We start from the raw sequence: 25,870 nt of genomic DNA, 5'->3' as shown, positions 1-25,870 counted from the left end.
GTTTTAGTTTTTAATTTCTATTGAAAGTGGTCTTCCTAGATGATTTATTCTACTCATTCCTATTAATATTTTATTTCTATAACGCTTTTCTACTTCAAATAATGAAAAATTTGATAATATTTCTATATTACCAATATTAATATGTGAATTATTAACTGCTTGGTTAATTAAATTTATCAATCCTAATTTTGTTAAATTATCTTTAAATCCTATATTTAAAAAAAGTTTAGAAAAAGATTCTTTTTTTAATTTTTTTGTTTTCGAAAAAGTTCTTTTTTTATTAAACAAGTAATTATAGTTATTCTTATACTTATAAGAGTAAGATACCGGATTTAAATCTTTAGAGTTTTTATAATAATTTATAAAATGATTAAATTTAATCCAGGAAAAACGTTTTATCAATTCTTTTTTATCAAATAATTCTAAATTTTTTTGTATTTCAGGAATAAATTTTTTCATTAATTTTTCATCTACAACTGCTTTTTTTACTTTTTCTATAAAACAGAATAGTTGTTTTTCGCATATTTCTTCTCCAGTAGGAACCATAAAACGGTCAAAACTTTTTCCAATTTTTTTTTCAAATTCTTTTAAATTTCTGATTTCTTTAGTTTGAATAATACAAACAGAAATTCCTGTATTTCCAGCCCTTCCAGTACGTCCACTTCTATGGACATAAATTTCACTTTCTTTTGGAAGATTATAATTTATAACATGAGTGATATTATGAACATCTAATCCACGAGCGGCAACATCTGTTGCTACAAGAAATTGTAAATTTTTGTTTCTAAATCTATTCATAACAGATTCACGTTGTGTTTGTGAAAGATCTCCATATAAAGCATCAGCATTATAACCATCTTTGATTAAAAATTCGGCTATTTCTTTAGTTTCTTTTTTAGTGCTACAAAATATAATACCATAAATATCAGGATTTATATCCACAATTCTTTTCAAAGCTAAATATTTTTTATTCAAACTTTCTATCATATAGTAAACGTGTTTAACGTCATCAGAAACTATATTCTTTTTTCCTGTGACAATTTCTATAGGATCTATTAAATATTTATGAGCTATTACGTTTATATATTTAGACATTGTTGCCGAAAATAAAAGACTTTGTCTTTTATTTGGTAATTTTTCTATTATATAATCTAATTCATCTTTAAATCCCATATTTAGCATTTCATCTGCTTCATCAAGTACTAAATATTGAATTTCACTAAAGTATAATTTTTTTCTCTTGATTAGATCTATAATTCTTCCCGGAGTTCCTACTATAATATGAGTTTTATTTTTTAAAGATTTTATTTGAGAATTGATATTAGCTCCTCCATACAAAGAAACTATTTTTATAAATAATGAAAATTTTGAAAATGTACAAAGATCACGTGTGATTTGTATACACAATTCTCTTGTAGGACATAAAATTAAAGCTTGAGGAAAAGTAGATTTAAAATTTATTTTTTGAATGATTGGAAGTCCAAAAGCGGCTGTTTTCCCTGTTCCGGTTTGGGCCAATGCTATAATATCTTTTTTTGAAGATAATAAAAAAGGGATCACTTTCTCTTGTATCGGAGTTGGATATTTAAACCCTATATCTTCTATAGCTTTAATTATATTATCGTTAAAAAAATTGTATTCTTGAAATGTTTTCATATTTTATAACAAAAATGGTAAAATTGAAATTTTTTTCATATGTTGCACAACAAATATAGATATTTAAATACGAACTATAATAAATATTATATTTGAATATTAAAGGTTTATTGCATTTTTTTTTATAAGTTCTTTAGTTATTATTTGATATCTTATAAAAAGTAATATAGCTGATATAGTTAATCCAAATCCTAATCCGATCCATACTCCTATTCCTCCCATTTTAATAGATAAAAACCATGCTGTAGGTATAGCAATGATACAATAAGAAAAAAAACTAATCCACATGGGGATATGAACGTCTTGCATCCCTCTTAATGCCCCTAGGATCATTCCTTGTAATCCATCAGATAATTGAAAAAAACTAGCAACAACAATCATTTTTTCAGCAATTTGAATTACTTCAAGATCATTTTTTATATATATATAAGGGATATAACTTCGCAATAAAAAGAAGGAAAAACTACAAATTAACATAAAAATAATCCCCATAAAAAAAATGGATCTCCCAATCCTTATTAACTCTAAATAATTTTTTAGAGCAAATTGGTTTCCTATTCTAATTGTAGCAGCTACAGAAAAACCTGTGCTAAGAAGAAAAGTAGAAGATACTAAACTAATAACTATTTGATGAGCAGCTAAAACTTTAATTCCACATCTTCCTGATATAAAAGAAGAAATGGCAAAAGCACTCATTTCAAATAACATATGTAATCCAGAAGGAACTCCTATTTTCAATATTTTTATAATATATTTTTTATTTATAAAAAAATATTTTAATTGACTATAATAATTATGTACCTTTTTATATTTATATAATAAAATAAAAATACCTATAAGCATAGTAGTGCGGGATATTAAAGTAGCATAAGCTACCCCAACAATACCTAATTTTGGAATACCACATATTCCGTGAAGAAATATATAATTTAATGTTATGTTAATAAAGGCAGATATCCAAGTTATAATGAAACTAGGAAAGACTAAAGATAACCCTTCTGAAAATTTTCTAAAAACTTCGAATATCATCCAAGGGATAAAAGAAATTGATATTATTTTCAAAAAATACATGGTTTCATTTAATATTTCTTTAGGCTGACCTAAATAAGGAAAAATATAACAGAATACATGTATTAATGCATACATAAATACAGATAAAAAGAAATTTATAACTAATCCATGATGGAAAATAATCGCTCCCTTTTTATATTCTTGTTTTGCATCTATGGATGCGATTAAAGAAGAAATAGCTGTAGATATTCCAAATCCAAAAATAATCATAATAAAAAAAACCGCATTAGCTAATGAAACTGAAGCCAAAGCTTTTTTCCCTAAAAAACCTATCATTACATTATCAGATAACCCTACACATATTACACCTAATTGAGTCAAAAACACAGGAACAGCTAGCAAAAAATTTTTTTTAATATGTTTTAAATATATTATGTTTTTTTTTTTGATAAAATTCCCATTTTATTTTTCTTTCGAAGATTTAGCTTTTTGTTCTTATAAAAGGGAGCTTAACCGTTTTAATAGGGACTTTTTTCTTTCTTATAAAAAGAAATGCAGAATTTATTTTTTTATGATTTATTAAAAAATATCCTAATCCAATACTTTTTTTTAGAACTGGAGAGTAAACACCGGAAGTTACATAACCAATAGTTGTATCTTTTTCATCTATTAATAAATGTCCTTGTCTTGGAATTTTATTTTTTTCCTCTACAAGAAAGGATATAAACCTTTTATAATTTCCTTCTTTTTTTTGTTTTTGTAATATTTTTTTTGCTATAAATTCCTTTTCAAATTTAATCACCCAAGATAAATTAGCTTCTATAGGAGTTATTTCTTCGGAAATATCTTGTCCATATAAACGATATCCCATTTCTAATCTTAATGAATTTCTACTTGCGATTCCACAAGGAATTATTTTATCTTTATTGACTTCTAAAATATCATTCCATATTTTTTCTGCATTTTTATTAGAAACATAAATTTCTATTCCTTTAGATCCTGTATATCCTGTACGAGAAATTAATACATCTTTTACTCCTGAAAATTCTCCTATTTCAAAATGATAAAAAGAAATTTTATTTAATGGAATATTCGTTAATTTTTGTGTATAATATAAAGACAATGGCCCTTGAATAGCTAAAAGAGAATATTCTAGAGAAGTATCTATTAATTTTGTATCGAAATATTCATATTTTTTTATATGATCATTTATCCATTTTTTATTTTTTTCAATATTAACCGCATTAACTATAAGTAAAAATTTTTTTTCCGATATTTTATAAATAACTAAATCGTCTATAATCCCTCCTTTATCATTAATTAAGCAAGTATATTGAGCTTGTCCAATTTTTATTTTAGATAGGTCATTTGTGGTCAAATATTGAATGAGATCTACAGAATGTTTCCCTTTTAAAATAAATTTTCCCATATGACTTACATCAAAAATTCCAGCATGATTTCTTACATACATATGTTCCGTTAAAGAAGAACTATATTGAAGAGGCATGTAAAATCCAGAATAATTAATTATTTTAGCTCCTAAACGAACGTGATTCTCATATAAAATTGTCTTTCTAATAATATTTTTAAAATTTTCCATCATATTCAACAAAATTATTTTTCGTTTCGTACAAAGTTACTTTTAAATTTAAGTTAGTAGATATTTTTTTATTTATTTGATTCCACATGAAAATGACAATATTCTCTATAGTAGGATTGATTGATGTAAATTCTTTAATATCTAAATTAATATTTTTATGATCAAAAAGTATTTCTATTTCATCATAAAGAATATGTTTTAATTTCTGTAAATTGAAGACAAAACCTGTTTCAGAATCTATCTCTCCTGTAATACTTACAATATATTCGTAATTATGTCCGTGATAGTTTAAATGTGCACATTTTCCAAAAATTTCAATATTTTTTTGATAAGTCCAATGACTGTTGTAAAGTCTATGAGCTGCACTAAAATACCCTTTTCGACTTATAGTAGCTATCATAACATTTTAATTTATTTAAATAATTTTTAACAATAATTTTTAACCATATGGTATAAGAATCTGGATAAATATGAATGTTTTCAATTAATTCATTTAATGAAATCCATTTCCAATTATCCACTTCTTTAAAATTTATAATTGGAGATTTTTCATAATATCCTATAAAAACATGATCTAATTCATTTTCTATTAAACCATTACTTAAAAATTCATGGTAAGTAAAACTAAATCTTTGTTCTAGAAAACAATCAAAACCCATTTCTTCTATTAAACAACGATGTGCAGCTTTTAAAACAGACTCATTTTTTTTAGGATGACTGCAACAAGTATTAGTCCAAAGTAAAGAAGAATGATATTTTTTTGAAGATCTTTTTTGCAACATTAAATCGTTTTTTGGATTAAAAATAAAAACAGAAACCGCGCTATGTAGTAATCCTTCCATATGAATTTTTTCTTTTTCCTCAAATCCTACAATCTTATTTTTTATTCCTATCAAAGGAATAAGATCTTTATCATATCGTTTTTTTCTTTTCATATTTATTTACTAATTTTTAGATTTGATTTTTTGAAAAAATAATATAATGTAAATTAGTTGCATAATAAATTTTTTTTCATTCATTTTTTTATTATTATGTATGTTATGAGAAAAAAAATTCAAAAATTATTAAATGAATTAAATGATTTACAAAAAAATACATTAATAAACAAAATGCAAATTCAATTTATTTCTTTATCTCCTAAATTAGATACACTAATAGCAAAAATGCCTATAAATCATGATATTTTTCAACCTTTTGGTTATCTACATGGAGGAGCTACTATGATTTTAGCGGAAAGTGTTGGAAGTTCTATTTCTTTTATAAATATTAAAAATGAAAAAAAAGATAATTTTAATGTTTTTGGTATTGAGATTTCTGCAAATCATGTTAGATCCATAAAAAAAGGAATTTTATTTGCTAAAGCCCAAATTTTTCATAAAGGAAATACTTTACATTTTATTCAAGTTCATGTTTACGATGAAAAAAAAAATATTATTAGTTTTTGTAAACTAACTAATGTTATAATAATTCTCAAAAAATAAATATGTCAAAAAAGATTAGTATTTTTTCTTTATATAAAAAAATTATAAAAAATTATTATAATCATAATAATTTTGTTATTTTTAGAAAACCTTACGATAATAAAGTATTTTTTTATTCACACTATGATTCTGCAGTAGGGGTAGAAAAATTTTTCCTAATTAAAAATTTTAATCAAAATCATACCATAAAAATATACCCCAAAAAAATTTATTACGCATACATACAAAAATTTTATAAAAAAAAAAAGATAACATTTTTTCTTGGGATGAAAATTCTTCGTTTTTAACATATTCTTGCGAATATGAAAATTTAATAAGAAAAGCTGTTAAAAATATAGAAAAAGGATTTTTTGAAAAAGTTGTTTTATCTAGATCGATAAAAATTCCTTTTCGGAATTTTTACTTTAAAAATACATTTATAAAATTGATTTATACTTATTCCAATGCTTTGATTAGTCTTTGGTACGATTTTCATCATGGATTTTGGATGGGGTGTACTCCAGAATTACTAATGAAATCTCGTAACAAAAGATTAAAAATCTCAGCTTTAGCAGGAACTATTTGGGAGTTTAATAAATGGACTAAAAAAGAAATAAAAGAACATCAAATTGTAATAAAATACATTTTTGACTTATTAAAGTTATATAAAGGCTCTATCCATATAGAAAATACTAAAATTATAAAAATAGGCCATTTACAACATTTAGAAACTCCAATTTCTTTTTCTTTTTATGATGAACCTGATTATTATGAAATATTAGATCGTTTGCATCCAACTCCTTCTATATGCGGTTATCCAAAAAAAAAATCTTTAGATTTTATTCATAAAAATGAGGACTATAAAAGGAGTTTTTATACAGGATATATTGGAATCGTTAATCAAAACAACATGGAATTATACCTTAATTTAAGATGTGTAAAAATAAAAGAAAGAGAAATGATTTTATACGCTGGAAGCGGAATTACTATAGATAGTAATGTTCATCAAGAATACGTAGAAACAGAAAATAAAATAAAAAATATTCTTTCTCAACTTATTTTTAAATAATTTTTTTTCTATGAAATGGCCTGATTATTAGACGGACACTTTTGTTATAATGAAAGTATTGAATAATCCAGTTTGTTAAAGCTATTGCTCGATTTCTAAATCCTACTAAACTAACTAAATGAACAAACATCCAAACAATCCATGCTAAGAACCCTCTCAATTTTAAATAAGGAAAATCACATACTGCTTTATTTCGGCCTATGGTAGCCATAGAACCTAAATTTTTGTAAATAAAAGGTTTCATGTTTGGATTTTTTTTATCTAAAAAACAATTTAAATTTTTAGCTAAATAATTTCCTTGTTGTATAGCGGGTTGAGCTGTCATAGGGTGACCATTAGGATAATGTTTGTTTGCATTCATATAGGCCACATCTCCAATTGCAAAAACATTTTTATATCTTATGGCTTTAAGATAATTATCCACTAAAATTCTATTTCCTTTTATATCTTCTTTTAAAAAACCTTTTATAATAGCTCCTTTTACTCCTGCGGCCCATATTACGTTAGAAGATTCTATTTTTTTATTTTTTTCTATAAGTACTATTTCTCCATTATAATCTTTAACCAAACAATTTAACCAAATAATAACACCTAATTCTTTTAAATTTTTGTAAGCTTGTTTAGCTGATTTTTCAGACATTCCATCTAATAATCTAGAAGTAGCTTGTAATAAGTGAATATTCATATATCGTACATCTAAATCGGGATAATCATGTGGTAATACGTATCTTTTCATTTCAGCTAAAGCTCCAGCTAATTCTACTCCAGTAGGCCCTCCTCCTACAATGACAAAAGTCATAAGTCTTTCTTTTTCCTTATTATTTTTTGTTAATAAAGCGGATTCAAAATCTTGTAAAATAAGACTTCTTAAATTTAAAGCTTCTGGAATAGATTTCATGGGTAAAGCGAAAGATTCTATATTTTTATTACCAAAATAATTGGTAACAGATCCTGTTGCCATTATTAAATAATCATAGAATAAATCTCCTATATTTGTATATATCTTTTGTTTTTTTGTATCGATATAATGAACAAGTGCTAATCTAAAAGAAAAGTTTTTTGTTTTTTTTATAATATTTCTAATGGAATGCGCTATAGAATCTGGTTCTAAACCTGCTGTGGCGACTTGATACAATAAAGGCTGAAAAGTATGATAATTATTTTTATCTATAAGAACTACTTGAAATTTATCTCTTCTTAATTTTTTTGCAACTTGTAATCCAGCAAATCCAGCACCAATAATAACGACTCTTTTTAGATTATTTACTTTTGGTATATTCATAGTCAAAAGTTTGACATATAAGCTAATTTATATATATTTTCATTTTAATTGATAAATTAATAATTTTGTTCAAAAATAGATTTTTATGACTTATTATTTCATTGTAGGAACTACTTTTTTGGTAAGTGTTATTGTGAATACAATATTAAAAAATAAATTTAGAGATTATTCTCAGCTTTACTTACACTCTCATATGAGTGGAAAAGAAATAGCAGAAAAAATGTTAACAGACCATGGGATATATGATGTTAATGTCCTTTCTGTAGAAGGAGAATTAACCGATCATTATAATCCTATAAATAAGACAATTAATTTAAGTGATAAAGTTTACAATGATAGGAGTGCAGCTTCAGTTGCAGTAGCCGCTCATGAATGCGGTCACGCTTTGCAACATAGATTGGGTTATAATTTATTGAAATTACGAAATCATTTAGTTCCTATTTTAAATTTTACTTCTAAATTTATTAATATAGCGATAATGTCTGGATTAACTATTTTTTATAGTTCAGGAGGAAAAGATTCTTTGATTCTAAAATTAGGAATAGGATTATTTTTTTTAGTTGTAATTTTTTCTTTTATTACATTACCTATAGAATTTGACGCAAGTAATAGAGCCTTAACTTGGCTCAGAAATAAAAATGTGGTAAATTATCAAGAATATCACAAAGCAAGAGAATCATTAAATTGGGCTGCTATGACTTATGTGGTTTCTGCTTTAGGAAGTTTAGCTCAATTGATATATTTCTTATCTATTTTCACTGGTAAAAAAGATGAACATCTTTGATTTTTTTTTTCTTTTTTTTGGTGTTTCGTGGATTTGGACGAAGATTTCCATAAGTTTTATTTCTTATTTTTCCTCTTCTAGTTTTTTTATCTCCTTTACCCATATTTATTTAGTTTTTTTTTCAGTTAGTTTTTCTAACTGTTTATGTATTTTATTTGCCTCTTTTTTCAAAAAACATATAGATAAATAGTTTTTAATTATGAAATTGGATTTTTTTTCTCTTTTTTTATCAGATATTTGATTTTTTAAACGGTCCATAATTTGATCTTCATTTAAATTATCTCTTTTTATTACTCTTTCGATTATATTTTTTTTTGGGGAAGTTATAGTTATAATAAAATCACATTCTTTATAATTTTCACTTTCAAATAAAATAGCGGATTCTTTTATTACATATATATGTTGTTTGTGCATATACATCCATTGTTTAAAATCAAGCGACACCCATGGATGAACTATCTTGCATAATAATTTTAAAGCCATAGGGTTTTTAAATACAATTTTAGATAAAAAAGTTTTATTTATTTTATTTTTCTTATAAGAATCTTTCCCAAAAAATTTTATAATATTTTGTTTTATAATCCCTATTTGATTCATCAATATTTTTCCTTTTTGATCTGAACAATAAACAGGAATTCCCTTTTTTTTTAAAAAAGATGAAAATAAACTTTTACCAGATCCCATTTTTCCCGTTATTCCTATCAATTTTATTTTTCTATTCCCTATTTTTTTTATCATAATCTATTATAATATTATTATAACGTAATTGGGTTAATTCTTTTGAAATTGTATTTTTTTCAAGTTTTATTTTTCCTGTAATAGTTTCCAGTATACAAAAATGATCTGTAATATCTATAATTTTTCCATGTATTCCTGAGTTTGTCACTATATAATTCCCCTTTTTTAAATTTTCTTGAAATTTTTTTTCAATTTTTTGCTTTTTTATTTGGGGGCGTATCATAAAAAAATAAAATATAATGAAAATCAACACAAACATCCAAATGGTGTTTGCAATAGAATTTTGTTGTAATGAAAAAAACATAAATATTATAATATTTTAGTAAGTATCCTTAAACATGACATGTTACATGAGTCCTTTTCCTATTTTGAATATTTTATTTTCTTTATACAAAAATTTAAATATTTGATCTAATATACCATTAATAAAAATTTTACTTTTTTCCATACAAAATATTTTAGTAATTTCTATATATTCATTCATAGTTGCTTTAGGAGGTATATTTGGAAAATATAAAAATTCGCAAATAGCCATTTGCAATATAATTAAATCTATAACGGCTATTCTTTTTATATCCCAATTATTTGATATATCATTAATTAAATTATTAAATTCTTCTTTGTGAAAAATTGTATTTCGATACAAATCAATAATAAATTTTTTATTTTCATTGTTTTTATAAACATTATATAATTTAAAATTTTTAGGAGTGGAATGATTGATAAATTGTAAAGTTTTACACACCATAGTATGAGCGATATATAAATCTTCTTCTCCATTAAAATAATATAAATCTTCTATGTATCCTATTAATTTTTTATTGGGAATAACAAAATTTTTATAATATTTTATTATAAATCTTTTTTCTTCTTCAAAAGAAGAACATGGTTCTTTAAAAAAGAGTTTTTTACAAAAATTTGATTTTTGCATTTCTTGAAATAAGATAAAAATATATTCTTCTTGTTGGTTCCATAAAATTTTTACTGAATCTCTTTTTATTGTAGAGCGATATTCTTCTATTAAATATTTATTTTTAGATAGTATTTTTATTACTGAATTGTATGCAAATTTCCGTATAATATCTGTTTTATTTTTATTATTATTGTATAAGTTTTTTTTTATTTTTAAAGCTTTTTCTCTAATTTTTAGAATTAAATAAAGAAGAAAAATATACATATGATGCAACGATTCAATACTTTGAAGCATATTTTCTTCAACTTTATTTGAATCCATTTTAGATAAATGTTGAGCATATAAAAATTGTAAACTTCTTATTCTGAAGTGTCGTCTAATTGACATTTTTTGTTATAATCATGTTGATTTTCTATGCACGACAAAATTTTTCGTACAATTATATAAATAAAAAATCAAACTTAAAAAGTTTGTATTTTTGCGTGTTATATGGGTGGTTTATTTGCTTTTAGCAAAAGATATTGTCAAAGATACAAATTACGTTTGTGTATAGGGTTTTTATTAATTTTAATATCAAATATTTTAACCTTACTTCCTATTCCTTATATAGGAAAATCTGTTAATACGATCAAGAATCTGTTTTCAAATTTTTCAAATACATCAAATTCTCTTTCTCTATCTTTAAAAAAAGATATTTGTATTTATACTAGTATTATATTGATAGTTCCAATTATAGGTGGTTTTGTGAAATATCATATGCGACAATGTATAATTACTACATCTAGAATGATAGAATTTGATATAAAAAATGAAATTTTCTCACATTATCAAAAATTAAGTTTGTCTTTCTATAAAAAAAATTCTACAGGAGATTTAATGAACCGTCTTACTGAGGATGTTTCTTTTATAAGACAATATATAGGTCCTGGAATAATGTATTTTTTAAATCTTATAATTCTTTTCTTTATGGTTTTTATGCAAATGTTAAGAATTAATAAAATATTGACTTTTTATGTAATTTTACCTATTCCTATTCTTTTTATTTCTATTTATTATATAAGTGTTTATATCACCAATAAAAGCGAAGAGGTTCAAAGTTTTCAATCTCTTATTTGTTCTTTTATACAAGAAACTTTTTCAGGAATTCATGTTATTAAATCATTTGTATCAGAATCTTTCTTTCAAGAAAAACATAGGAAAATTATATTAAAATATCAAAAGAAAAACACAGAATTAGCTAAAATTGATACTCTATTGTCTTCTGTTATTATATTTTTCATAGGAACTTGTCATTTATTAATTCTTTTTTTTGGTGGAAAAAAATATTTTGAAGGAGAAATAAAAGAAATAGGAACTATTGCTGAATTTTTCACATATATCAATGTTTTAATTTTTCCTTTTATCATATTAGGATGGGTTGTTTCTATTTCAGAAAGAGCTAAAGTATCGCAGATTCGTATTAGTGAATTTTTGAAAGAAAAACCTGAAATATTGAATAATAATTTGATAAAAACAAAAATTTTTGGAAAAGTTCAATTTAAAAATGTAAGTTTTTTTTATTGTAATAATAACAGTAAAAATAATATAAAAGAAAGAAATAAAAATGATACACTTACAGTTAATAAAATATCATTTACTTTAATGAGAGGAAAAACTTTAATTTTAACAGGAGAAACGGGGTCAGGAAAAACAACTATAGGGAGATTAATTTCACGTTTATATGATCCGTATCAAGGAGAGATATTAGTAGACAATTTATCTTTAAAAAATCATAATTTGTATAATTTTAGGAATAACATTGGGTATGTTCCTCAAGAATCTTTTCTTTTTTCAGATTCTATTTATAACAATATAGCTTTAGGAAGTGTATATAAAGTAACTCCATATGAAGTACATGATGCGGCTAGAATAGCTATGATAGAAAGTGATATTTTAAATTTTAAAAACGGCTATGAAACCATTATAGGAGAAAGAGGAATTACTTTATCAGGTGGACAAAAGCAAAGAATATGTATAGCTAGGGCTATCATAAGAAATCCAAAAATTATTATATTTGATGATAGTTTTTCTGCCATAGATCAAAAAACTAGAAAATCAATCATTCATTATGTTAAAGAAGAGATGAAATATAGTACTATTATTATTATAACTCATGATATTTCTTATATTTCTGATTTCGATTTGTTTATTGTTTTGAAGAACGGTAAAATATCAAAAATTGAAAATCATGATATCTTTTAGTAAAAATTAATTTTAAATAATTATAATAAATAGTAAAAAAAATAGTATGGACCATTTTTTTTGTTTAGATTTGCTTAATTAGGATTATAATATTTTTTGAAATGGACGAAAAAGAAAATATCAAAGAAAGAAATGAAATTTGTTCACGAACTTTAAAAACTGGTAGTCGCACTTATTTTTTTGATGCGAGAGAAACTAGAGCTGGTGATTATTATTTGACTATAACTGAAAGTAAGAAAAATTTTACTGAAACAGGAGAAATAACTTATAAAAAACACAAAATTTATTTGTATAAAGAAGATTTTTCCAAATTTCAAAGTATACTTGATGATATGATACGATTTATTATTAATGAAAAGGGAAGAGAAGTTATTTCGGAACGTCATCAAAAAGATTTTAAAAATCACACTACATATAATCAAGAAATGAAGGATGTACAACAAAAAAAGACATCAGAAATAAAAAATTTTACAAATATCAATTTTGAAGATATTTAATATAATGTAAAAAATGATTATCAGATTAGTATGGTCGTTAAGTTTATAATTTTATTTCTTTTCTAAAGATTTCAATTGTTTACTAACTATAAATATAAAGCGATTATGAATAAAATAAGGTGATTATTTTTATTTATCATGGGAATATATGGAAAATTATATAAGTATAATGAATGATATTAATACTTTCATATTTGATGTAGATGGAGTATTGACAGATTGCACTTTGAATTTATTTCCAGATGGGAATATGGTTCGACAAATGTTTGCTAAAGATGGATATGCAATGCAATTGGCAAAAAAAAAAGGATATAATTTATGTATTATAACAAGGGGATCCGATTTAATGGTTTTTAAACGTTTGAGAGGATTAAATATTCGTTATATTTATCAAGGAGTAGATAATAAAAAAAAATATTTAGATGAATATTGCAATATTTTGAATATTACTAAAAAAAAAGTCCTTTACATGGGAGATGATATACCTGATATAGAAATAATGAAATCTGTAGCTCTTCCTTGCTCTCCAATAGATGCGGTTCAAGAAGTTAAAGATGTATCTAAGTATATTTCTCCAAAAAAAGGTGGAAGAGGATGCGTAAGAGATGTTATTGAACAAACTCTGAAAATTCAGAAAAACTGGTTTTAAAAATATGAAAAAAAATAGTGCCTAATCAAGACACTATTTTTTTTTGATTCATATGATTACATCATTCCACCCATTCCTCCTCCACCAGCTCCTGGCATTGGAGGGGCAACGTTAGATTCATCTTTCTTTATTTCTGTAACAACACATTCAGTAGTTAATAACATTCCCGAAACAGAAGCCGCGTTTTCCAATGCGACTCTAGCTACTTTAGTTGGGTCTATAATTCCTTCCACTATCATATTTTTGTATTCACCAATCTTAGCATCATATCCAAAATCCCCTTTTCCTTCTGCCACTTTAGCCACTACTACAGACCCCTCTCCTCCTGCATTAGCTACAATTTGACGTAAAGGTTCTTCTAGAGATCTTCTAACTATTTGTATTCCAGTGTCTTGGTCTGAATTATCTCCTGTGGTATCATCTAAAGATTTTATAGCACGAACCAAAGCTACTCCACCTCCTGCAACTATTCCTTCTTCTACCGCAGCTCTAGTAGCATTTAAAGCGTCATCTACACGATCTTTTTTTTCCTTCATTTCAACCTCAGAAGCCGCTCCTACATAAAGCACGGCTACACCTCCAGCTAATTTTGCAAGACGTTCTTGTAACTTTTCTTTATCATAATCTGATGTTGTAGATTCTATTTGAGCTTTAATTTGATCTACACGTGCTCTTATATCTTTTTTATTTCCCCCTCCATTTACTATAGTAGTATTATCTTTATCTATAATTACTCTTTCTGCTTTCCCTAACATATGTAATTTCACATCCTCCAACTTACTTCCTATTTCTTCAGAAATAACAGTTCCTCCTGTTAGGATCGCAATATCTTCTAACATAGCTTTTCTTCTATCTCCAAATCCAGGAGCTTTAATAGCCGCTACTTTCAAAGTTCCTCGTATTTTATTTACTACTAATGTAGCTAATGCTTCACCTTCTACTTCTTCAGAAATAATTAATAGAGGTTTTCCGGATTGAGCTACAGGTTCCAATATAGGCAACAAATCTTTCATTGCTGCTATTTTTTTATCAGATAATAAAATTTGAGGTTGATCAAATTCTGTTATCATTTTCTCAGTATTTGTAACAAAATAGGGAGACTGATATCCTCTATCAAATTGCATTCCTTCTACTACATCTACAGATGTATCTGTTCCTTTCGCTTCTTCAACGGTAATAACCCCTTCTTTCCCTACTTTTTCAAAAGCATCAGCTATCAAAGCCCCAGTTTTTTCATCATTATTTGCAGAAATAGAAGCTACTTGTTTTATTTTCTCTGTATTTCCTCCAACTTCTCTAGATTGCCTTTTAAGATCTAAAATTACCACTTCTAAAGCTTTATCTATTCCTCTTTTTAAATCCATAGGGTTAGCTCCAGCTGCTACATTTTTTAACCCTTCTCTAACAATAGCTTGAGCTAACACAGTAGCGGTTGTAGTCCCATCTCCAGCAACATCATTAGTTTTAGAAGCTACCTCTTTCACCATTTGAGCTCCAAGATTCTCTATAGAATCTTCTAATTCTATTTCTTTAGCAACAGTAACTCCATCTTTAGTAACTTGAGGCCCTCCAAAGGATTTTTGCAGCACAACATTACGACCTTTTGGTCCTAAAGTTACCTTCACAGCATTTGCTAACGCATCTACTCCTTTTTTTAGTTTATCTCTCGCTTCAATATCAAATTTAATATCTTTTGCCATAATTTTTTAAATTTTAATGAATTTGTCTTATTGAATAATTGAATAAATTATATGAATCATATGATAGCTATAACATCAGATTCTCGCATAATGAGATATTCTTCTCCTTCCCATTTCAATTCTGTTCCAGAATATTTTCCATATAAAACTCTATCCCCTTTTTTTAGATTCATAGGTTCATCTTTCTTCCCTTTCCCTACTGCTATTATAGTCCCTTTTTGTGGTTTTTCTTTTGCTGTATCAGGAATAATAATACCTGAAGCGGTTTTTGTCTCAGCAGGATCAGGTTGCACAAGAACACGATCTGCTAAAGGTTTAATATTTACTTCCACCATATTATAAATAATTTTAAGGTTAACAGTTCTAAATTATTCAAAAGAGCCAAAAACATGCCAAATGAAAAAAATTGAAATTTTTTTCATTTAATTGATATTAAATGTCATTATGACATACTTATTCAATGTTTTGATTTCAGTAGAAAATTGAAAAATAGAGTTAAAAAAAATATAATAATGGATAAAAACCAAGTGATATTATCCAAAAATGTATTTGTTCTCTTAATTCCAAAAAATCTAAAATTTTTCTCCATAAAAGACTGATGAATACTTTCTTTTTTAGGATTTTGTATCAAAATAACCAATATAAGTAAAAGACATGTTATAATAATAAAAAAACCAAATGTAATTATGGGGACATTTTCCATTTATATATACTTTTATACTTACCCTACTCTATTATCTAAAAATTCTATTATCTTTATCTAGATCTACCAATTATCATTATCATTAGAATCATGAAATATTTTATGACACACTTGAATTGTTAATTTTTTTATAATCTTATCAATAATTTCTTTAGAAAAAAGGTTTTTTTTATTGTTGAAAAATACTTCAGATGCAACAAAAGATTCTTCCCAATTTTTTTCTGGTTCAGTGTTATCTGTGTAACATATTTTTGCTGTTACTTTAATTTTTTTCAACGGATAATTTTCCAATGGTATAATTGCGTAATTTAAAAACACACCTTCTAATACAACATCTCCATTTTTTAATACTAAATTGGAAGGATTATGTTTCATTATATAATTTTCAATGCTTTTTTTTAAATCAAAGGAAATGGATCTCCTAGGTATATTGACACTTTCTGAAAACTCCCCTATCTCTATTGTTTTTTTTGTATTAAAAAATGATGAAATAGATGAATGATAACAACTAATTGTCATAAAAAATATGAAAATAAAAATAAAAAAAAATTTTTTATAAACCATACTGTTTAATTTTTCTGTATAATGTTCTTTCTGAAATTCCTAATTCTTTTGCTGCTTTTCTTCTTTTTCCATTATTTTTTTTTAAAGCTTTTTGGATAAACTCAATTTCTTTTCTTTGTAAAGAAAAAGAAGATAATTCATTTTTAGATAAATCTTCTTCTACTTCTTCATAATCTGAATCTTCTAATTGAAAAATAGAATCATCTCTATTATGAATTATCTTTCCAAAAACTTTATCCATAAGATGTTGATTTTTTTCAATAAATCTAGCATTGGAATTATTTTTAATTAATTGAAATGTAATATTTTTTAAATCATTCAAATTTTTTTTCATGTCAAATAGAATTTTATAAAGAAAATCTCTTTCTCTATCACGAAAAGATGTTTCTATTACATTATTAGAAAAAGATATCGATGGAATATTTTCTGGAATATATTCTTTTAATTTTTCTATAGAAATTTCACGTTGAGTTTCTACTACAGAAATTTGTTCTATAAGATTTTTTAATTGTCTGATATTACCAGGCCAAGAATAATCTTCTAAATATTTTAAAGATTCTTCAGAAAACGTTACTGGAGGCATATGATATTTTTCTGCAAAATCATTAGAAAATTTTTTAAATAAGAATTTGATATCATTTTTACGGAAACGTAAAGGAGGAACATTGATCTGAACTGTATTTAAACGATAAAATAAATCTTCTCTAAATTTTCCTTTTTGTATGGATTCTACCATATTCAAATTAGTAGCAGCAACAATACGTATATTTGTTTTTTGAATTTTAGAGGATCCTACTTTAATAAACTCTCCAGATTCCAATATTCTAAGAAGACGAACCTGCGTAGGTAAAGGTAATTCCCCTACTTCATCTAAAAATATAGTTCCTCCATTTGCTCCTTCAAAATAACCTTTACGCATACTCGTAGCCCCTGTAAAAGACCCCTTTTCATGCCCAAAAAGTTCACTATCAATAGTTCCTTCTGGGATAGCACCACAATTCACAGCAATATAAGCATGATGTTTTCTAGAAGAATATTGATGAATAATTTTTGGGATAAACTCTTTCCCTACTCCACTTTCTCCAAGAACCAATACTGAAATGTCAGTAGGAGCGACTTGTATTGCTTTTTCTAAAGCTCTATGCAAAGCATAATCATATCCAATGATACCAAATTTTTGTTTTATATTTTGGATAAAGATAGGTTCCATGTTTTTATTTTTTTTTACATCACTAGAAAAGTTTTCCTATTAAAGTGGCGGATGTAGTATCTGTGATTTCTACATGAACCATATCTCCTATATTTAGGTTTTTTTTAGGAAAGACTATAACTAGATTTTGCGTATTTCTTCCATACCAATATTGATTATTTTTTTTTGATTCTCCTTCTATTAAAACTTCTTCTATTTTACCTAAATGTTCTTTCATTCTATAAAATGAATGATCTCTTTGTAAATCAATAATTTCTCTTAATCGTCTTTTTTTAACATCTTTAGGTACATTATCTTTAAATTTTCTATATGCATAAGTTCCAGGTCTGGGAGAATAAGAAAACATATATCCATAATTATATTTAATTTCATTCATTAAACTTATAGTTTCTTTATGATCTTCTTCATTTTCATTACAAAATCCACTAATAATATCATGAGAAATAGAACATTCAGGAATAATATTTTTAATTTTTTTAACTAAAGAAAGATATTTTTCCCGTGTATATTTTCTGTTCATCAATCTTAGTATTTTATTGCTTCCAGATTGAACAGGTAAATGAATATGTTTGCAAATATTCCTATGTTTAGAAATTACTTCTAGGACTTTGTCAGACATATCATGAGGATTAGATGTAGAAAATCTAATTCTTATAAAAGGAATTTCCTCTGCTAAAAGATCTAAAAGATGAGAAAAATCTACGATATTTTTTTGATTCTTAATCATATCTTTTTTTATCCATAAATAAGAATCCACATTTTGTCCTAAAAGAGTTATTTCTTTATATCCATTATGATATAAACGTTTACATTCCTGTATTATGGAATATGGATCGCTACTTCTTTCTCTCCCTCTGGTAAAAGGGACGATACAAAATGTACACATATTATTACAACCTCTTGTTATGCTTAAAAAAGTTGTTATTTTTTTATTATTTTTTTTTACATTTACAATACTTATATCCGCATAAGTTTCATTTTTTTTAACTGCATGAGAATATTGCTTTCCCATTATAGAATAATGAATAAAATTAGGTATTTCCCTATAAGAATCTGGATTCACAAAAAAATCTACCATTTTTTCTTGCAAAAAAAGATCTTTAATTTGTTTTGAAAAACATCCTATAATTCCAATACAAATTTTTTTTTCCTTTTTAAGAAACTTTAATTGTTCCAATCTTTTTTTTATTGTTAATTCTGCTTTTTCTCTAATAGAACAAGCGTTTAACAGTATAATATTTGCTTTTTCTAAGTTTTCAGATAAAAAAAAATCATTATCCAATAAAATAGAAGTAATAATATCACTATCTGATATATTCATTTGACAACCATAATTTTCGATATAAAAACTTTTGTTTTTCATATTTTTTAATATATACACAATCAAAAATACACAATGTCATTATGACATGAATAAATTAAGAAACTATTTCTTATATATTCTTATATATGAAGGATTTTTTTTGCTAAAAAAATCATATTTTTTTCTCCGGTCGATTTTTCTTTAACATTAGAAAGTTTTACCACTGATATCCATTTTTCATCTGGAAGAGCTTTGACCATTTTTATGACAATGTTCATGGAAGGAAAACCTACATCATTAGTAAAATTAGTTCCTATTCCAAAACAAGTATTTATTTTTTTTTTACAAAAAGAAGAAATATAAGCCACTTTGCATGGATTAAGATTATCAGAGAATATGATTTTTTTTCTTACAGGATTTATTTTAAATTTTTTATAATGTTTTATAGTTTCTTTAGCAAAAAAAATAGGATCTCCACTGTCATGTCTTACTCCTTTAAAAATGTTTGAAAGTTTTTTATTAAAGTTTTTAAAAAAAATTGGGGAAGTATATGTATCAGATAAAGCTATTCCTAAATTATTTCCATAAATATTCAACCAATTTTCCATAGCGATCCGGTCTGCTATATTTAATCCGTATTTTGCTGCATGAAACATGACCCATTCATGTCCTTGGGTCCCTATTGGTTTTATTGAAAAAATATGAGAAAAGTGTAGATTACTGCTTCCCATGAAAAGAGGGGCTCCTTCCTCTGTTAATGTTTTTAAAACTAATTTATGTACTTTATAAGAATATCTTCTCCTTGTCCCATATTCTCCAATTTTAACTTGTAATTTTTTATATTTTTTTAATTTTTCCTTTGTTATACTTGTGATTTTTTTTTCCGATATTTTTTTAGCTCCTGTTAGTTTATAATATAATTCAGATATAATGGCCATTAAAGGCACTTCCCATAATATAGTGCGGCTCCATAACCCTTCTATATGCATTTGTATATTTTTTCCTTTTTGAAAAATATTTACTTCTTTTGGGTTGTATTGGTATTTATTTAAAAAATCTAAATAAGAAGAATCTAAATAAGGACAATATTTTTCTAAAAAAACCCTCTCCTCATTTGAAAGTTTTAAATAAGCCATTTTATTTAAATTTTCTTTTAAAATTTTAGCAAAATTCTTAGGAAAAGAGTGTTTTCCTCTGTTTATAAATTCATATTTGGCTTTTGCTAATGGAAATAATTTTATTACAGCATTCTGCATTGTAAATTTATAAAAATCATTGTCCAATAATGATGATACAATAGAAAAATTATTCATTAAAGGTATTCTTTATAATTATTGAAAAAAATTTTCCAATATTAAAATAAAATTTTATTCTTAAGTTTTTTTATTTATTTATAAATGACAAAATAAATCATTATTTTAACTGCTTTTAGATCAAGTAATATATTTTTCTTTTTTAGAAAAAATATTTCTCTAAATTTGCTTTTAAAACAATTTATTATTTTTAATATGGACAATACGAAACTATACGTTGGTAATTTATCTTATGATATGACAGAACAAGAATTGAAAAAATATTTTGAATCTGTGGGAGAAGTCACTCATGCCAAAATAATTTTTGATGAATCTACATCAAGCAAAAGGAGTAAAGGTTTTGGATTTATAGAAATGTCTAATGAAGAAAACGCTAGACAAGCTATAGAAAAATTAAATGGAACAGAGTTTATGGGCAGAAATATTATTGTATCTGCAGCTAGACCAAGAACAAAGAAAGATTATTAGTCATTATTATGTGCGCTTACATCTGTTTTTTTAATTATTTATATATAATAAAAATAAATAAATCAACATGAAATAATAACAATATTTATCATATCATATATATAAAATGTAGTAAACTAATCTATGAAAAAATTATATGGAACAGGTGTAGCGTTAGTTACTCCTTTTAAAAAGGATGGAAAAATTGACTTCAATGGACTAGAAAAACTTGTAAAATATGTAGTAGACAATAATGTAGATTATTTAGTTGCATTGGGAACAACAGCTGAAACAGCTACCCTAAAAAAGGAAGAGAGATGGGATGTAGTAAAATGTATTCAAAATACTAATTATAAACAACTTCCTTTAATATTAGGAATAGGAGGGAACAACACAGAAGAAGTTATAAAAAAAATAAATAGCATAAAAAACTTATCGGATTTTTATGCTATTCTTTCAGTTTCTCCTTATTATAATAGACCTTCTCAAGAGGGGATTTATCAACACTTCAAATCTATTGTTAGTTATACAGAGGCAGATATTATTCTTTATAATGTACCCAAAAGAACAGGATCTAATATTAACCCAGATACTGTTTTACGTTTAGCTTTTGATTTCAAAAATATAATAGGGATAAAAGAAGCTTCAGGAAATGTTTTACAATCTTATAAAATATTGGATAAAAAACCAGAAAATTTTAGTGTAATATCAGGGGACGATTTTATAACTTTACCTGTTATATTAGGAGGAGGTGAAGGGGTTATTTCCGTAGTTGCTCAAGGGCTTCCTAAAAAAATTTCTAATATGATATCCTTGGCAAGGAATAATAATGTAAAAAAAGCTTTTTCTATTTTTTACAATATTATTAAAATAATAGACCTTATTTACGAAGAAGGAAATCCTACAGGGATCAAAACTTTTTTAGATATAATAGGAATATGTGATTCATATGTGAGATTGCCATTATTAATTGGAACTCCATCTTTAAGAGAAAAAATGTTATTTTCATTAAAAAATATTAAATAATAAGTAAATAAGTAATTGAAAAATATGTTCAGTGAAAAAATACAAAAAGGATTAATAAAACAGTTAAATAGAGAATTAGAATCTTCTCAATTGTATTTATCTATGGCATCTTGGGTTGATAGAAAAGGTTACGAAGGAATATGTGAATTCCTATATGATCATTCAAATGAAGAAAGAATTCATATGTTAAAGTTCATTAGATATATTAATAAAAGAGGAGGAAACGTTATTTTCCATGATTTTTTACATGTAAATATAACATACACATCTTTAAAAGAGTTATTTTTAAAATTATTTGAACATGAAAAGAAAATATCTAAGGAAATAAATTTTTTAGTAGAAATTTCTTTACAAGAAAAAGATTATTTTACATATAATTTCTTGCAATGGTATGTTGAAGAACAGATTGAGGAAGAAGCTTTAAGTAAAATGATTTTAGATAAAATAGAATTAATAGGAGAAGATAAAGGAGGATTGTATTTATTTGATAAAGACATGAAAAATTCTCACAAAAATAAGAAATTTTGATTAGAATTATTTTTATTGTATCAATATTAAGTTTAGTTTTTGAAGGGTGCTCTATATTACCGGAAAAAAAATCTGTTTTTTCAGAAGAGGATACTTTATTTGAACAGGGGAAACGTTATTATTTATCATCTTTAAATTTTGACTTAGATCAAACGAAGACCGATATTGCAATTAGTAAATTTAATCAATTTATTAAAAAATATCCTGATAGTTCAAAAATTAAAGAAGCCTATAGGATACTTAATAACTTGTTGAAAAAAATTGAAAAAAAAAACTATTGCATTGCTAATTCTTATTTTTTAATGAATAGATATCAAGCTTCTTTGATTTACTTTAAAGATCTTATTAATGATTTTCCAGAAAGTTGTTTTAAAGAGAAAATTATGTATAAAATTTGTGTTTCTCAATATAAACTTTCTAAAAAAAAAGATTTTGTAAGATCATATAATGAATACATGAAAAATTTTCCATATTCTTATAATGCAAAAAAATTAAAGATTTTGTACAAAAAGTTAAAATGATTGTAACTTGTTATTCTTATGAATTTTTTAAGAGATATTGATGCTCCAATAAATACAGAAACTATAGATCGCGTTCAGCTAGAAAAAAAATCTGGAAAAAACATATATGAAACTATATGCATTTTAGAAAAAATAAGTCAAAAAATCAATAATAGAATCAAAGAAGATTTGTATTCTAAATTAGAAGAATTCAGTATTCTGAATAAGAATAATTTAGAAGAAATTTTCGAAAATAAAGAACAAATAGAATTATCTAGATTTTATGAAAAACTACCAAAATCCACATCTATTTCTATTCAATATTTATTAGACGGAAAAATAAAAATTTAATTATTTTATTTTTTTCTTAAAATCTTTTAGAAATTTTTCCAATCCTATATCTGTTAAGGGGTGATTTAATAAAGAATAAACAACACTTATAGGAGAAGTAATAGCATGTATTCCTATTTTAGAACATTCTATGATATGTAAAGGATTACGGATAGAAGCTCCTAATATTTTTGTTTTAAAATGATAGTTTTCATATACATTTTTTATTTCTCTTATTAAGTTTAATCCGTTATAAGATAGATCATCTAATCTACCAATAAATGGAGAAACATAATTCGCGCCAGCTTTTGCCGCTAAAAGAGCTTGTCCTGTAGAAAAAATAAGAGTACAATTAGTTTTAATTTTTTTGTTAGAAAAATATTTAATAGCTCGGATTCCATTTTTTGTTATGGGTATTTTCACTACAATTCTTGGGTGTAGAAGAGAAAGTTTTTCTCCTTCTTGAATCATGTTATCATAATCAGTGCTGATAACTTCTGCACTCACATTTTCTTCATTTTTTAAACGTTCACATATAGATATATAATGTTTCTGAATTTCTTTTTGATTGGAAACAGATTCATTTGATATCAAAGATGGATTTGTTGTAACTCCATCTAACATGCCTAATGATCTTGCCTCATCAATTTCTTTTAAGTTAGCTGTATCTATAAAAAACTTCATACAAACAAATTTATAATATTTTAAGTAAAAAATAGGAATTTTATTGTTTTTATAGATTAATATTAAATAGAAAAATCCGTAAATTTATTTAAATGTTTTATTTATATTGTGATTATGCATTTTGATGTTATTGTTTTAGGAAGTGGCCCTGGTGGTTATGTTGCTTCCATACGCGCAGCACAACTTGGAATGAAAACAGCTGTAGTGGAAAAAGATTCTATTGGAGGCGTTTGTTTAAATTGGGGATGTATTCCTACTAAATCACTTTTGAATAGCGTAAAAATTTTACAATCCATAAAAAAAAATGGGGAATTATTTGGTATAAAAAATAAAGATATTGAAATAGATTATCCTAAAATTATTTCTAAAAGTAGAAAAATCGTTGATCAAATAAGAAAAGGAGTTTCATTTTTAATGAAAAAAAATGGTATTCATGTTATTTATGGAAATGCCCGCTTAAAAAAAAATAAAAAAATAGAAATTTTTAAAAACGATGAAAGCATTGCAGAATATTCTGGTTCACATATTATTATTGCTACTGGTGCAATTCCTAAAATTGATGCAAAATTTCAATATAATAGGAAAGAAATTATAACATATAAAGAGGCTCTATCCTTATCTTCATTACCAAAAAAAATGATAATCATAGGTTCTGGTTCTATAGGATTGGAATTTGCTTATTTTTATCATTCTATGGGGACAAAAGTCACTGTTATAGAAATATGTCCTAAATTATTTCCTAATGGAGATGATGATATATCTGATTATTTAAAATATTCTTTTGATAAAATAGGAATTGAAAGTTATGTATCTTCCAGCATAAATCAAATTACTTATAATAATAATAATTGTGAAGTTATTGTTGGTATTAAAACAACATCATTAGAAAATATTGTGTTAAAAGCAGATACGGTACTATACGCTATAGGAGTTGTTCCCAATATTAAACATATTGGACTAGAAGAAATAGGAATTCAAACAGAAAAAGGATTTATAGTTGTAGATGGAAATTATAGTACGAATATAGATGGATATTATGCTATTGGAGATGTAATTAAAACTCCTTCTTTAGCTCATGTTGCATCGCATGAGGCAATAAATTGCGTTGAAAATATAAAAGGTTTAAATTGTCAAGAAATAAATTATAATAATGTTCCGAAATGTGTTTATTCACTTCCTGAAATAGCTTCAATAGGTTATACAGAAAAAGAGTCGAAAGAAAAAGGATTTCAAATAAAAATAGGAAAATTCCCTTTTAGCGCTTTAGGTAGGTCTATTTCTGATGAGAATACTGACGGTTTTGTAAAAGTAATTTTTGACGATAAATATGATGAATGGTTAGGATGCCATATGATAGGAAATCATGTGACGGATTTAATTTCAGAAGTAGCAGTTGCCAGAAAATTAGAGGCAACCAGCTATGAAATTTTGGGTAGTATCCATCCTCATCCTTCATTAAGTGAATCTATTATAGAATCTGTAGCTAACGCTTATGGTAAAGCTATTCATTTATAAATAAGTTTCTCAATTAAGAAATACACTACTTCTTCTATATTTCCACACAAATATTGTTTTGTTGTGGACTAAGTTAGTCCGTATAGGTATATATAGATAAATATCTATATATCTACTGCTACTACTGTATTTTCTTTACATGAAATT

30 protein-coding genes are annotated in these 25,870 nt (G+C 25.2%); 12 read left to right on the top strand and 18 right to left on the bottom strand.

What is annotated here, in order from left to right; genetic code table 11:
* Positions 1-3: 3 nt before the first annotated feature.
* The 5 genes from H0H64_RS02255 to H0H64_RS02235 form a co-directional block, all read right to left on the bottom strand.
* On the bottom strand, positions 4-1,656 hold the full coding sequence (locus H0H64_RS02255) for a DEAD/DEAH box helicase (protein ID WP_185857183.1): 1,653 nt from the start codon (positions 1,654-1,656) through the stop codon (positions 4-6).
* A 99-nt stretch (positions 1,657-1,755) separates the two neighbouring features.
* Positions 1,756-3,003: an MATE family efflux transporter gene (locus tag H0H64_RS02250; RefSeq protein ID WP_238785004.1), complete on the bottom strand. Its 1,248-nt coding sequence runs from the start codon at positions 3,001-3,003 to the stop codon at positions 1,756-1,758.
* Positions 3,004-3,148: 145 nt separating this feature from the next.
* Entirely contained in the window at positions 3,149-4,270 is a 1,122-nt protein-coding gene (gcvT, locus tag H0H64_RS02245; RefSeq protein WP_238784983.1) for a glycine cleavage system aminomethyltransferase GcvT, read from the bottom strand.
* Positions 4,254-4,667, bottom strand: a complete 414-nt coding sequence (locus tag H0H64_RS02240; RefSeq protein WP_185857181.1) for a 6-pyruvoyl trahydropterin synthase family protein — start codon at positions 4,665-4,667, stop codon at positions 4,254-4,256. Before H0H64_RS02240 ends, gcvT begins: the two co-directional genes overlap by 17 nt.
* Entirely contained in the window at positions 4,633-5,202 is a 570-nt protein-coding gene (locus tag H0H64_RS02235) for an isopentenyl-diphosphate Delta-isomerase (RefSeq protein ID WP_185857180.1), read from the bottom strand. The genes H0H64_RS02240 and H0H64_RS02235 overlap by 35 nt, the downstream gene beginning before the upstream one ends.
* 105 nt (positions 5,203-5,307) lie before the next feature.
* On the opposite strand from H0H64_RS02235, the gene H0H64_RS02230 reads away from it, so the two are divergent.
* Entirely contained in the window at positions 5,308-5,748 is a 441-nt protein-coding gene (locus tag H0H64_RS02230; protein ID WP_185857179.1) for a hotdog fold thioesterase, read from the top strand.
* Positions 5,749-6,001: 253 nt separating this feature from the next.
* Positions 6,002-6,796 (top strand): chorismate-binding protein, encoded by a 795-nt coding sequence (locus H0H64_RS02225; protein ID WP_317168470.1) that lies wholly within the window; start codon positions 6,002-6,004, stop codon positions 6,794-6,796.
* Here the strand turns inward: H0H64_RS02225 and H0H64_RS02220 are convergent.
* The gene (locus H0H64_RS02220; protein WP_185857178.1) at positions 6,789-8,078 is read right to left on the bottom strand and encodes an NAD(P)/FAD-dependent oxidoreductase; all 1,290 of its coding nucleotides are present in this window, start codon (positions 8,076-8,078) and stop codon (positions 6,789-6,791) included. The genes H0H64_RS02225 and H0H64_RS02220 overlap by 8 nt on opposite strands.
* Before the next feature lie 85 nt (positions 8,079-8,163).
* Here H0H64_RS02220 and H0H64_RS02215 point away from each other — a divergent pair, with 85 nt between their 5' ends.
* Positions 8,164-8,862 (top strand): zinc metallopeptidase, encoded by a 699-nt coding sequence (locus H0H64_RS02215; RefSeq protein ID WP_185857177.1) that lies wholly within the window; start codon positions 8,164-8,166, stop codon positions 8,860-8,862.
* Here the strand turns inward: H0H64_RS02215 and H0H64_RS02210 are convergent.
* The 4 genes from H0H64_RS02210 to nusB are packed head-to-tail and all read right to left on the bottom strand — an operon-like array spanning position 8,834 to position 10,900.
* Positions 8,834-8,965, bottom strand: coding sequence for a 30S ribosomal protein THX (locus tag H0H64_RS02210; RefSeq protein ID WP_185857176.1), 132 nt, complete (start codon positions 8,963-8,965; stop codon positions 8,834-8,836). The two genes, H0H64_RS02215 and H0H64_RS02210, sit on opposite strands and share 29 nt — an antisense overlap.
* A gap of 2 nt (positions 8,966-8,967) precedes the next feature.
* Positions 8,968-9,600 (bottom strand): dephospho-CoA kinase, encoded by a 633-nt coding sequence (gene coaE / locus H0H64_RS02205; protein WP_185857175.1) that lies wholly within the window; start codon positions 9,598-9,600, stop codon positions 8,968-8,970.
* Entirely contained in the window at positions 9,578-9,904 is a 327-nt protein-coding gene (gene yajC / locus H0H64_RS02200) for a preprotein translocase subunit YajC (RefSeq protein ID WP_185857174.1), read from the bottom strand. Before yajC ends, coaE begins: the two co-directional genes overlap by 23 nt.
* A 42-nt stretch (positions 9,905-9,946) precedes the next feature.
* Positions 9,947-10,900, bottom strand: a complete 954-nt coding sequence (gene nusB / locus H0H64_RS02195; protein ID WP_185857173.1) for a transcription antitermination factor NusB — start codon at positions 10,898-10,900, stop codon at positions 9,947-9,949.
* Positions 10,901-11,002: 102 nt separating this feature from the next.
* On the opposite strand from nusB, the gene H0H64_RS02190 reads away from it, so the two are divergent.
* The 3 genes from H0H64_RS02190 to H0H64_RS02180 all read left to right on the top strand — a co-directional run bounded on the left by H0H64_RS02190 (position 11,003) and on the right by H0H64_RS02180 (position 13,900).
* On the top strand, positions 11,003-12,754 hold the full coding sequence (locus H0H64_RS02190; protein WP_185857172.1) for an ABC transporter ATP-binding protein: 1,752 nt from the start codon (positions 11,003-11,005) through the stop codon (positions 12,752-12,754).
* A gap of 101 nt (positions 12,755-12,855) precedes the next feature.
* Positions 12,856-13,251, top strand: coding sequence for a DUF3276 family protein (locus tag H0H64_RS02185; RefSeq protein ID WP_185857171.1), 396 nt, complete (start codon positions 12,856-12,858; stop codon positions 13,249-13,251).
* 169 nt (positions 13,252-13,420) lie between these two features.
* Positions 13,421-13,900, top strand: coding sequence for a KdsC family phosphatase (locus H0H64_RS02180; RefSeq protein WP_394798748.1), 480 nt, complete (start codon positions 13,421-13,423; stop codon positions 13,898-13,900).
* 56 nt (positions 13,901-13,956) lie between these two features.
* Here the strand turns inward: H0H64_RS02180 and groL are convergent, their stop codons facing one another.
* From groL to pncB, 7 genes are all read right to left on the bottom strand, one after another.
* Positions 13,957-15,600, bottom strand: coding sequence for a chaperonin GroEL (groL, locus tag H0H64_RS02175; protein WP_185857169.1), 1,644 nt, complete (start codon positions 15,598-15,600; stop codon positions 13,957-13,959).
* A gap of 56 nt (positions 15,601-15,656) precedes the next feature.
* Positions 15,657-15,935: a co-chaperone GroES gene (locus H0H64_RS02170; protein WP_185857168.1), complete on the bottom strand. Its 279-nt coding sequence runs from the start codon at positions 15,933-15,935 to the stop codon at positions 15,657-15,659.
* 122 nt (positions 15,936-16,057) lie between these two features.
* Positions 16,058-16,303, bottom strand: coding sequence for a preprotein translocase subunit SecG (gene secG, locus H0H64_RS02165; protein ID WP_185857167.1), 246 nt, complete (start codon positions 16,301-16,303; stop codon positions 16,058-16,060).
* 63 nt (positions 16,304-16,366) lie between these two features.
* Positions 16,367-16,822 (bottom strand): hypothetical protein, encoded by a 456-nt coding sequence (locus tag H0H64_RS02160; RefSeq protein WP_238784982.1) that lies wholly within the window; start codon positions 16,820-16,822, stop codon positions 16,367-16,369.
* A gap of 34 nt (positions 16,823-16,856) precedes the next feature.
* On the bottom strand, positions 16,857-18,077 hold the full coding sequence (locus H0H64_RS02155) for a sigma-54 interaction domain-containing protein (protein ID WP_185857165.1): 1,221 nt from the start codon (positions 18,075-18,077) through the stop codon (positions 16,857-16,859).
* 22 nt (positions 18,078-18,099) lie between these two features.
* Complete coding sequence (miaB, locus tag H0H64_RS02150) at positions 18,100-19,440, bottom strand: tRNA (N6-isopentenyl adenosine(37)-C2)-methylthiotransferase MiaB (protein ID WP_185857164.1); 1,341 nt, start codon at positions 19,438-19,440, stop codon at positions 18,100-18,102.
* An 80-nt stretch (positions 19,441-19,520) separates the two neighbouring features.
* Entirely contained in the window at positions 19,521-20,693 is a 1,173-nt protein-coding gene (pncB, locus tag H0H64_RS02145) for a nicotinate phosphoribosyltransferase (RefSeq protein ID WP_185857163.1), read from the bottom strand.
* Between the two features lie 195 nt (positions 20,694-20,888).
* On the opposite strand from pncB, the gene H0H64_RS02140 reads away from it, so the two are divergent.
* The 5 genes from H0H64_RS02140 (at position 20,889) to H0H64_RS02120 (ending at position 23,545) form a co-directional block, all read left to right on the top strand.
* On the top strand, positions 20,889-21,161 hold the full coding sequence (locus H0H64_RS02140; protein WP_185857162.1) for an RNA recognition motif domain-containing protein: 273 nt from the start codon (positions 20,889-20,891) through the stop codon (positions 21,159-21,161).
* A 123-nt stretch (positions 21,162-21,284) separates the two neighbouring features.
* Positions 21,285-22,166 (top strand): 4-hydroxy-tetrahydrodipicolinate synthase, encoded by an 882-nt coding sequence (gene dapA / locus H0H64_RS02135; protein WP_185857161.1) that lies wholly within the window; start codon positions 21,285-21,287, stop codon positions 22,164-22,166.
* A 24-nt stretch (positions 22,167-22,190) separates the two neighbouring features.
* Positions 22,191-22,694, top strand: a complete 504-nt coding sequence (locus H0H64_RS02130; RefSeq protein WP_185857160.1) for a ferritin — start codon at positions 22,191-22,193, stop codon at positions 22,692-22,694.
* The gene (locus H0H64_RS02125) at positions 22,691-23,215 is read left to right on the top strand and encodes an outer membrane protein assembly factor BamD (protein ID WP_185857159.1); all 525 of its coding nucleotides are present in this window, start codon (positions 22,691-22,693) and stop codon (positions 23,213-23,215) included. Before H0H64_RS02130 ends, H0H64_RS02125 begins: the two co-directional genes overlap by 4 nt.
* Before the next feature lie 18 nt (positions 23,216-23,233).
* Positions 23,234-23,545 (top strand): hypothetical protein, encoded by a 312-nt coding sequence (locus H0H64_RS02120; protein WP_185857158.1) that lies wholly within the window; start codon positions 23,234-23,236, stop codon positions 23,543-23,545.
* On the opposite strand, the gene fsa is transcribed toward H0H64_RS02120, so the two are convergent.
* Positions 23,546-24,208: a fructose-6-phosphate aldolase gene (fsa, locus tag H0H64_RS02115; protein ID WP_185857157.1), complete on the bottom strand. Its 663-nt coding sequence runs from the start codon at positions 24,206-24,208 to the stop codon at positions 23,546-23,548.
* A gap of 114 nt (positions 24,209-24,322) precedes the next feature.
* Between fsa and lpdA the strand changes: the two genes are divergently transcribed.
* Positions 24,323-25,723: a dihydrolipoyl dehydrogenase gene (gene lpdA, locus H0H64_RS02110; RefSeq protein ID WP_185857613.1), complete on the top strand. Its 1,401-nt coding sequence runs from the start codon at positions 24,323-24,325 to the stop codon at positions 25,721-25,723.
* The last annotated feature ends 147 nt before the right edge of the window (positions 25,724-25,870 follow it).

Origin of the sequence: Blattabacterium cuenoti (assembly GCF_014251635.1) — a bacterium.
GTDB lineage: Bacteria > Bacteroidota > Bacteroidia > Flavobacteriales > Blattabacteriaceae > Blattabacterium > Blattabacterium cuenoti_S.
Note: the sequence above shows the minus strand (reverse complement) of the source record. Positions and strands in the feature narration are given on the sequence as shown.

What these genes read in the sequence shown, in the direction of transcription:
- H0H64_RS02140 (WP_185857162.1), top strand. Translation starts at nt 20,889, where the DNA reads ATGGACAATACGAAACTATACGTTGGTAATTTATCTTATGATATGACA.
- H0H64_RS02240 (WP_185857181.1), bottom strand. Translation starts at nt 4,667, where the DNA reads ATGATAGCTACTATAAGTCGAAAAGGGTATTTTAGTGCAGCTCATAGA.
- gcvT (WP_238784983.1), bottom strand. Translation starts at nt 4,270, where the DNA reads ATGATGGAAAATTTTAAAAATATTATTAGAAAGACAATTTTATATGAG.
- H0H64_RS02230 (WP_185857179.1), top strand. Translation starts at nt 5,308, where the DNA reads ATGAGAAAAAAAATTCAAAAATTATTAAATGAATTAAATGATTTACAA.
- H0H64_RS02185 (WP_185857171.1), top strand. Translation starts at nt 12,856, where the DNA reads ATGGACGAAAAAGAAAATATCAAAGAAAGAAATGAAATTTGTTCACGA.
- H0H64_RS02220 (WP_185857178.1), bottom strand. Translation starts at nt 8,078, where the DNA reads ATGAATATACCAAAAGTAAATAATCTAAAAAGAGTCGTTATTATTGGT.
- H0H64_RS02130 (WP_185857160.1), top strand. Translation starts at nt 22,191, where the DNA reads ATGTTCAGTGAAAAAATACAAAAAGGATTAATAAAACAGTTAAATAGA.
- miaB (WP_185857164.1), bottom strand. Translation starts at nt 19,440, where the DNA reads ATGAAAAACAAAAGTTTTTATATCGAAAATTATGGTTGTCAAATGAAT.
- fsa (WP_185857157.1), bottom strand. Translation starts at nt 24,208, where the DNA reads ATGAAGTTTTTTATAGATACAGCTAACTTAAAAGAAATTGATGAGGCA.
- dapA (WP_185857161.1), top strand. Translation starts at nt 21,285, where the DNA reads ATGAAAAAATTATATGGAACAGGTGTAGCGTTAGTTACTCCTTTTAAA.
- yajC (WP_185857174.1), bottom strand. Translation starts at nt 9,904, where the DNA reads ATGTTTTTTTCATTACAACAAAATTCTATTGCAAACACCATTTGGATG.
- pncB (WP_185857163.1), bottom strand. Translation starts at nt 20,693, where the DNA reads ATGAATAATTTTTCTATTGTATCATCATTATTGGACAATGATTTTTAT.
- H0H64_RS02210 (WP_185857176.1), bottom strand. Translation starts at nt 8,965, where the DNA reads ATGGGTAAAGGAGATAAAAAAACTAGAAGAGGAAAAATAAGAAATAAA.
- groL (WP_185857169.1), bottom strand. Translation starts at nt 15,600, where the DNA reads ATGGCAAAAGATATTAAATTTGATATTGAAGCGAGAGATAAACTAAAA.
- H0H64_RS02120 (WP_185857158.1), top strand. Translation starts at nt 23,234, where the DNA reads ATGAATTTTTTAAGAGATATTGATGCTCCAATAAATACAGAAACTATA.
- secG (WP_185857167.1), bottom strand. Translation starts at nt 16,303, where the DNA reads ATGGAAAATGTCCCCATAATTACATTTGGTTTTTTTATTATTATAACA.
- H0H64_RS02215 (WP_185857177.1), top strand. Translation starts at nt 8,164, where the DNA reads ATGACTTATTATTTCATTGTAGGAACTACTTTTTTGGTAAGTGTTATT.
- H0H64_RS02235 (WP_185857180.1), bottom strand. Translation starts at nt 5,202, where the DNA reads ATGAAAAGAAAAAAACGATATGATAAAGATCTTATTCCTTTGATAGGA.
- H0H64_RS02170 (WP_185857168.1), bottom strand. Translation starts at nt 15,935, where the DNA reads ATGGTGGAAGTAAATATTAAACCTTTAGCAGATCGTGTTCTTGTGCAA.
- H0H64_RS02160 (WP_238784982.1), bottom strand. Translation starts at nt 16,822, where the DNA reads ATGACAATTAGTTGTTATCATTCATCTATTTCATCATTTTTTAATACA.
- coaE (WP_185857175.1), bottom strand. Translation starts at nt 9,600, where the DNA reads ATGATAAAAAAAATAGGGAATAGAAAAATAAAATTGATAGGAATAACG.
- H0H64_RS02250 (WP_238785004.1), bottom strand. Translation starts at nt 3,003, where the DNA reads ATGATAGGTTTTTTAGGGAAAAAAGCTTTGGCTTCAGTTTCATTAGCT.
- H0H64_RS02190 (WP_185857172.1), top strand. Translation starts at nt 11,003, where the DNA reads ATGGGTGGTTTATTTGCTTTTAGCAAAAGATATTGTCAAAGATACAAA.
- lpdA (WP_185857613.1), top strand. Translation starts at nt 24,323, where the DNA reads ATGCATTTTGATGTTATTGTTTTAGGAAGTGGCCCTGGTGGTTATGTT.
- H0H64_RS02180 (WP_394798748.1), top strand. Translation starts at nt 13,421, where the DNA reads ATGAATGATATTAATACTTTCATATTTGATGTAGATGGAGTATTGACA.
- H0H64_RS02155 (WP_185857165.1), bottom strand. Translation starts at nt 18,077, where the DNA reads ATGGAACCTATCTTTATCCAAAATATAAAACAAAAATTTGGTATCATT.
- H0H64_RS02255 (WP_185857183.1), bottom strand. Translation starts at nt 1,656, where the DNA reads ATGAAAACATTTCAAGAATACAATTTTTTTAACGATAATATAATTAAA.
- nusB (WP_185857173.1), bottom strand. Translation starts at nt 10,900, where the DNA reads ATGTCAATTAGACGACACTTCAGAATAAGAAGTTTACAATTTTTATAT.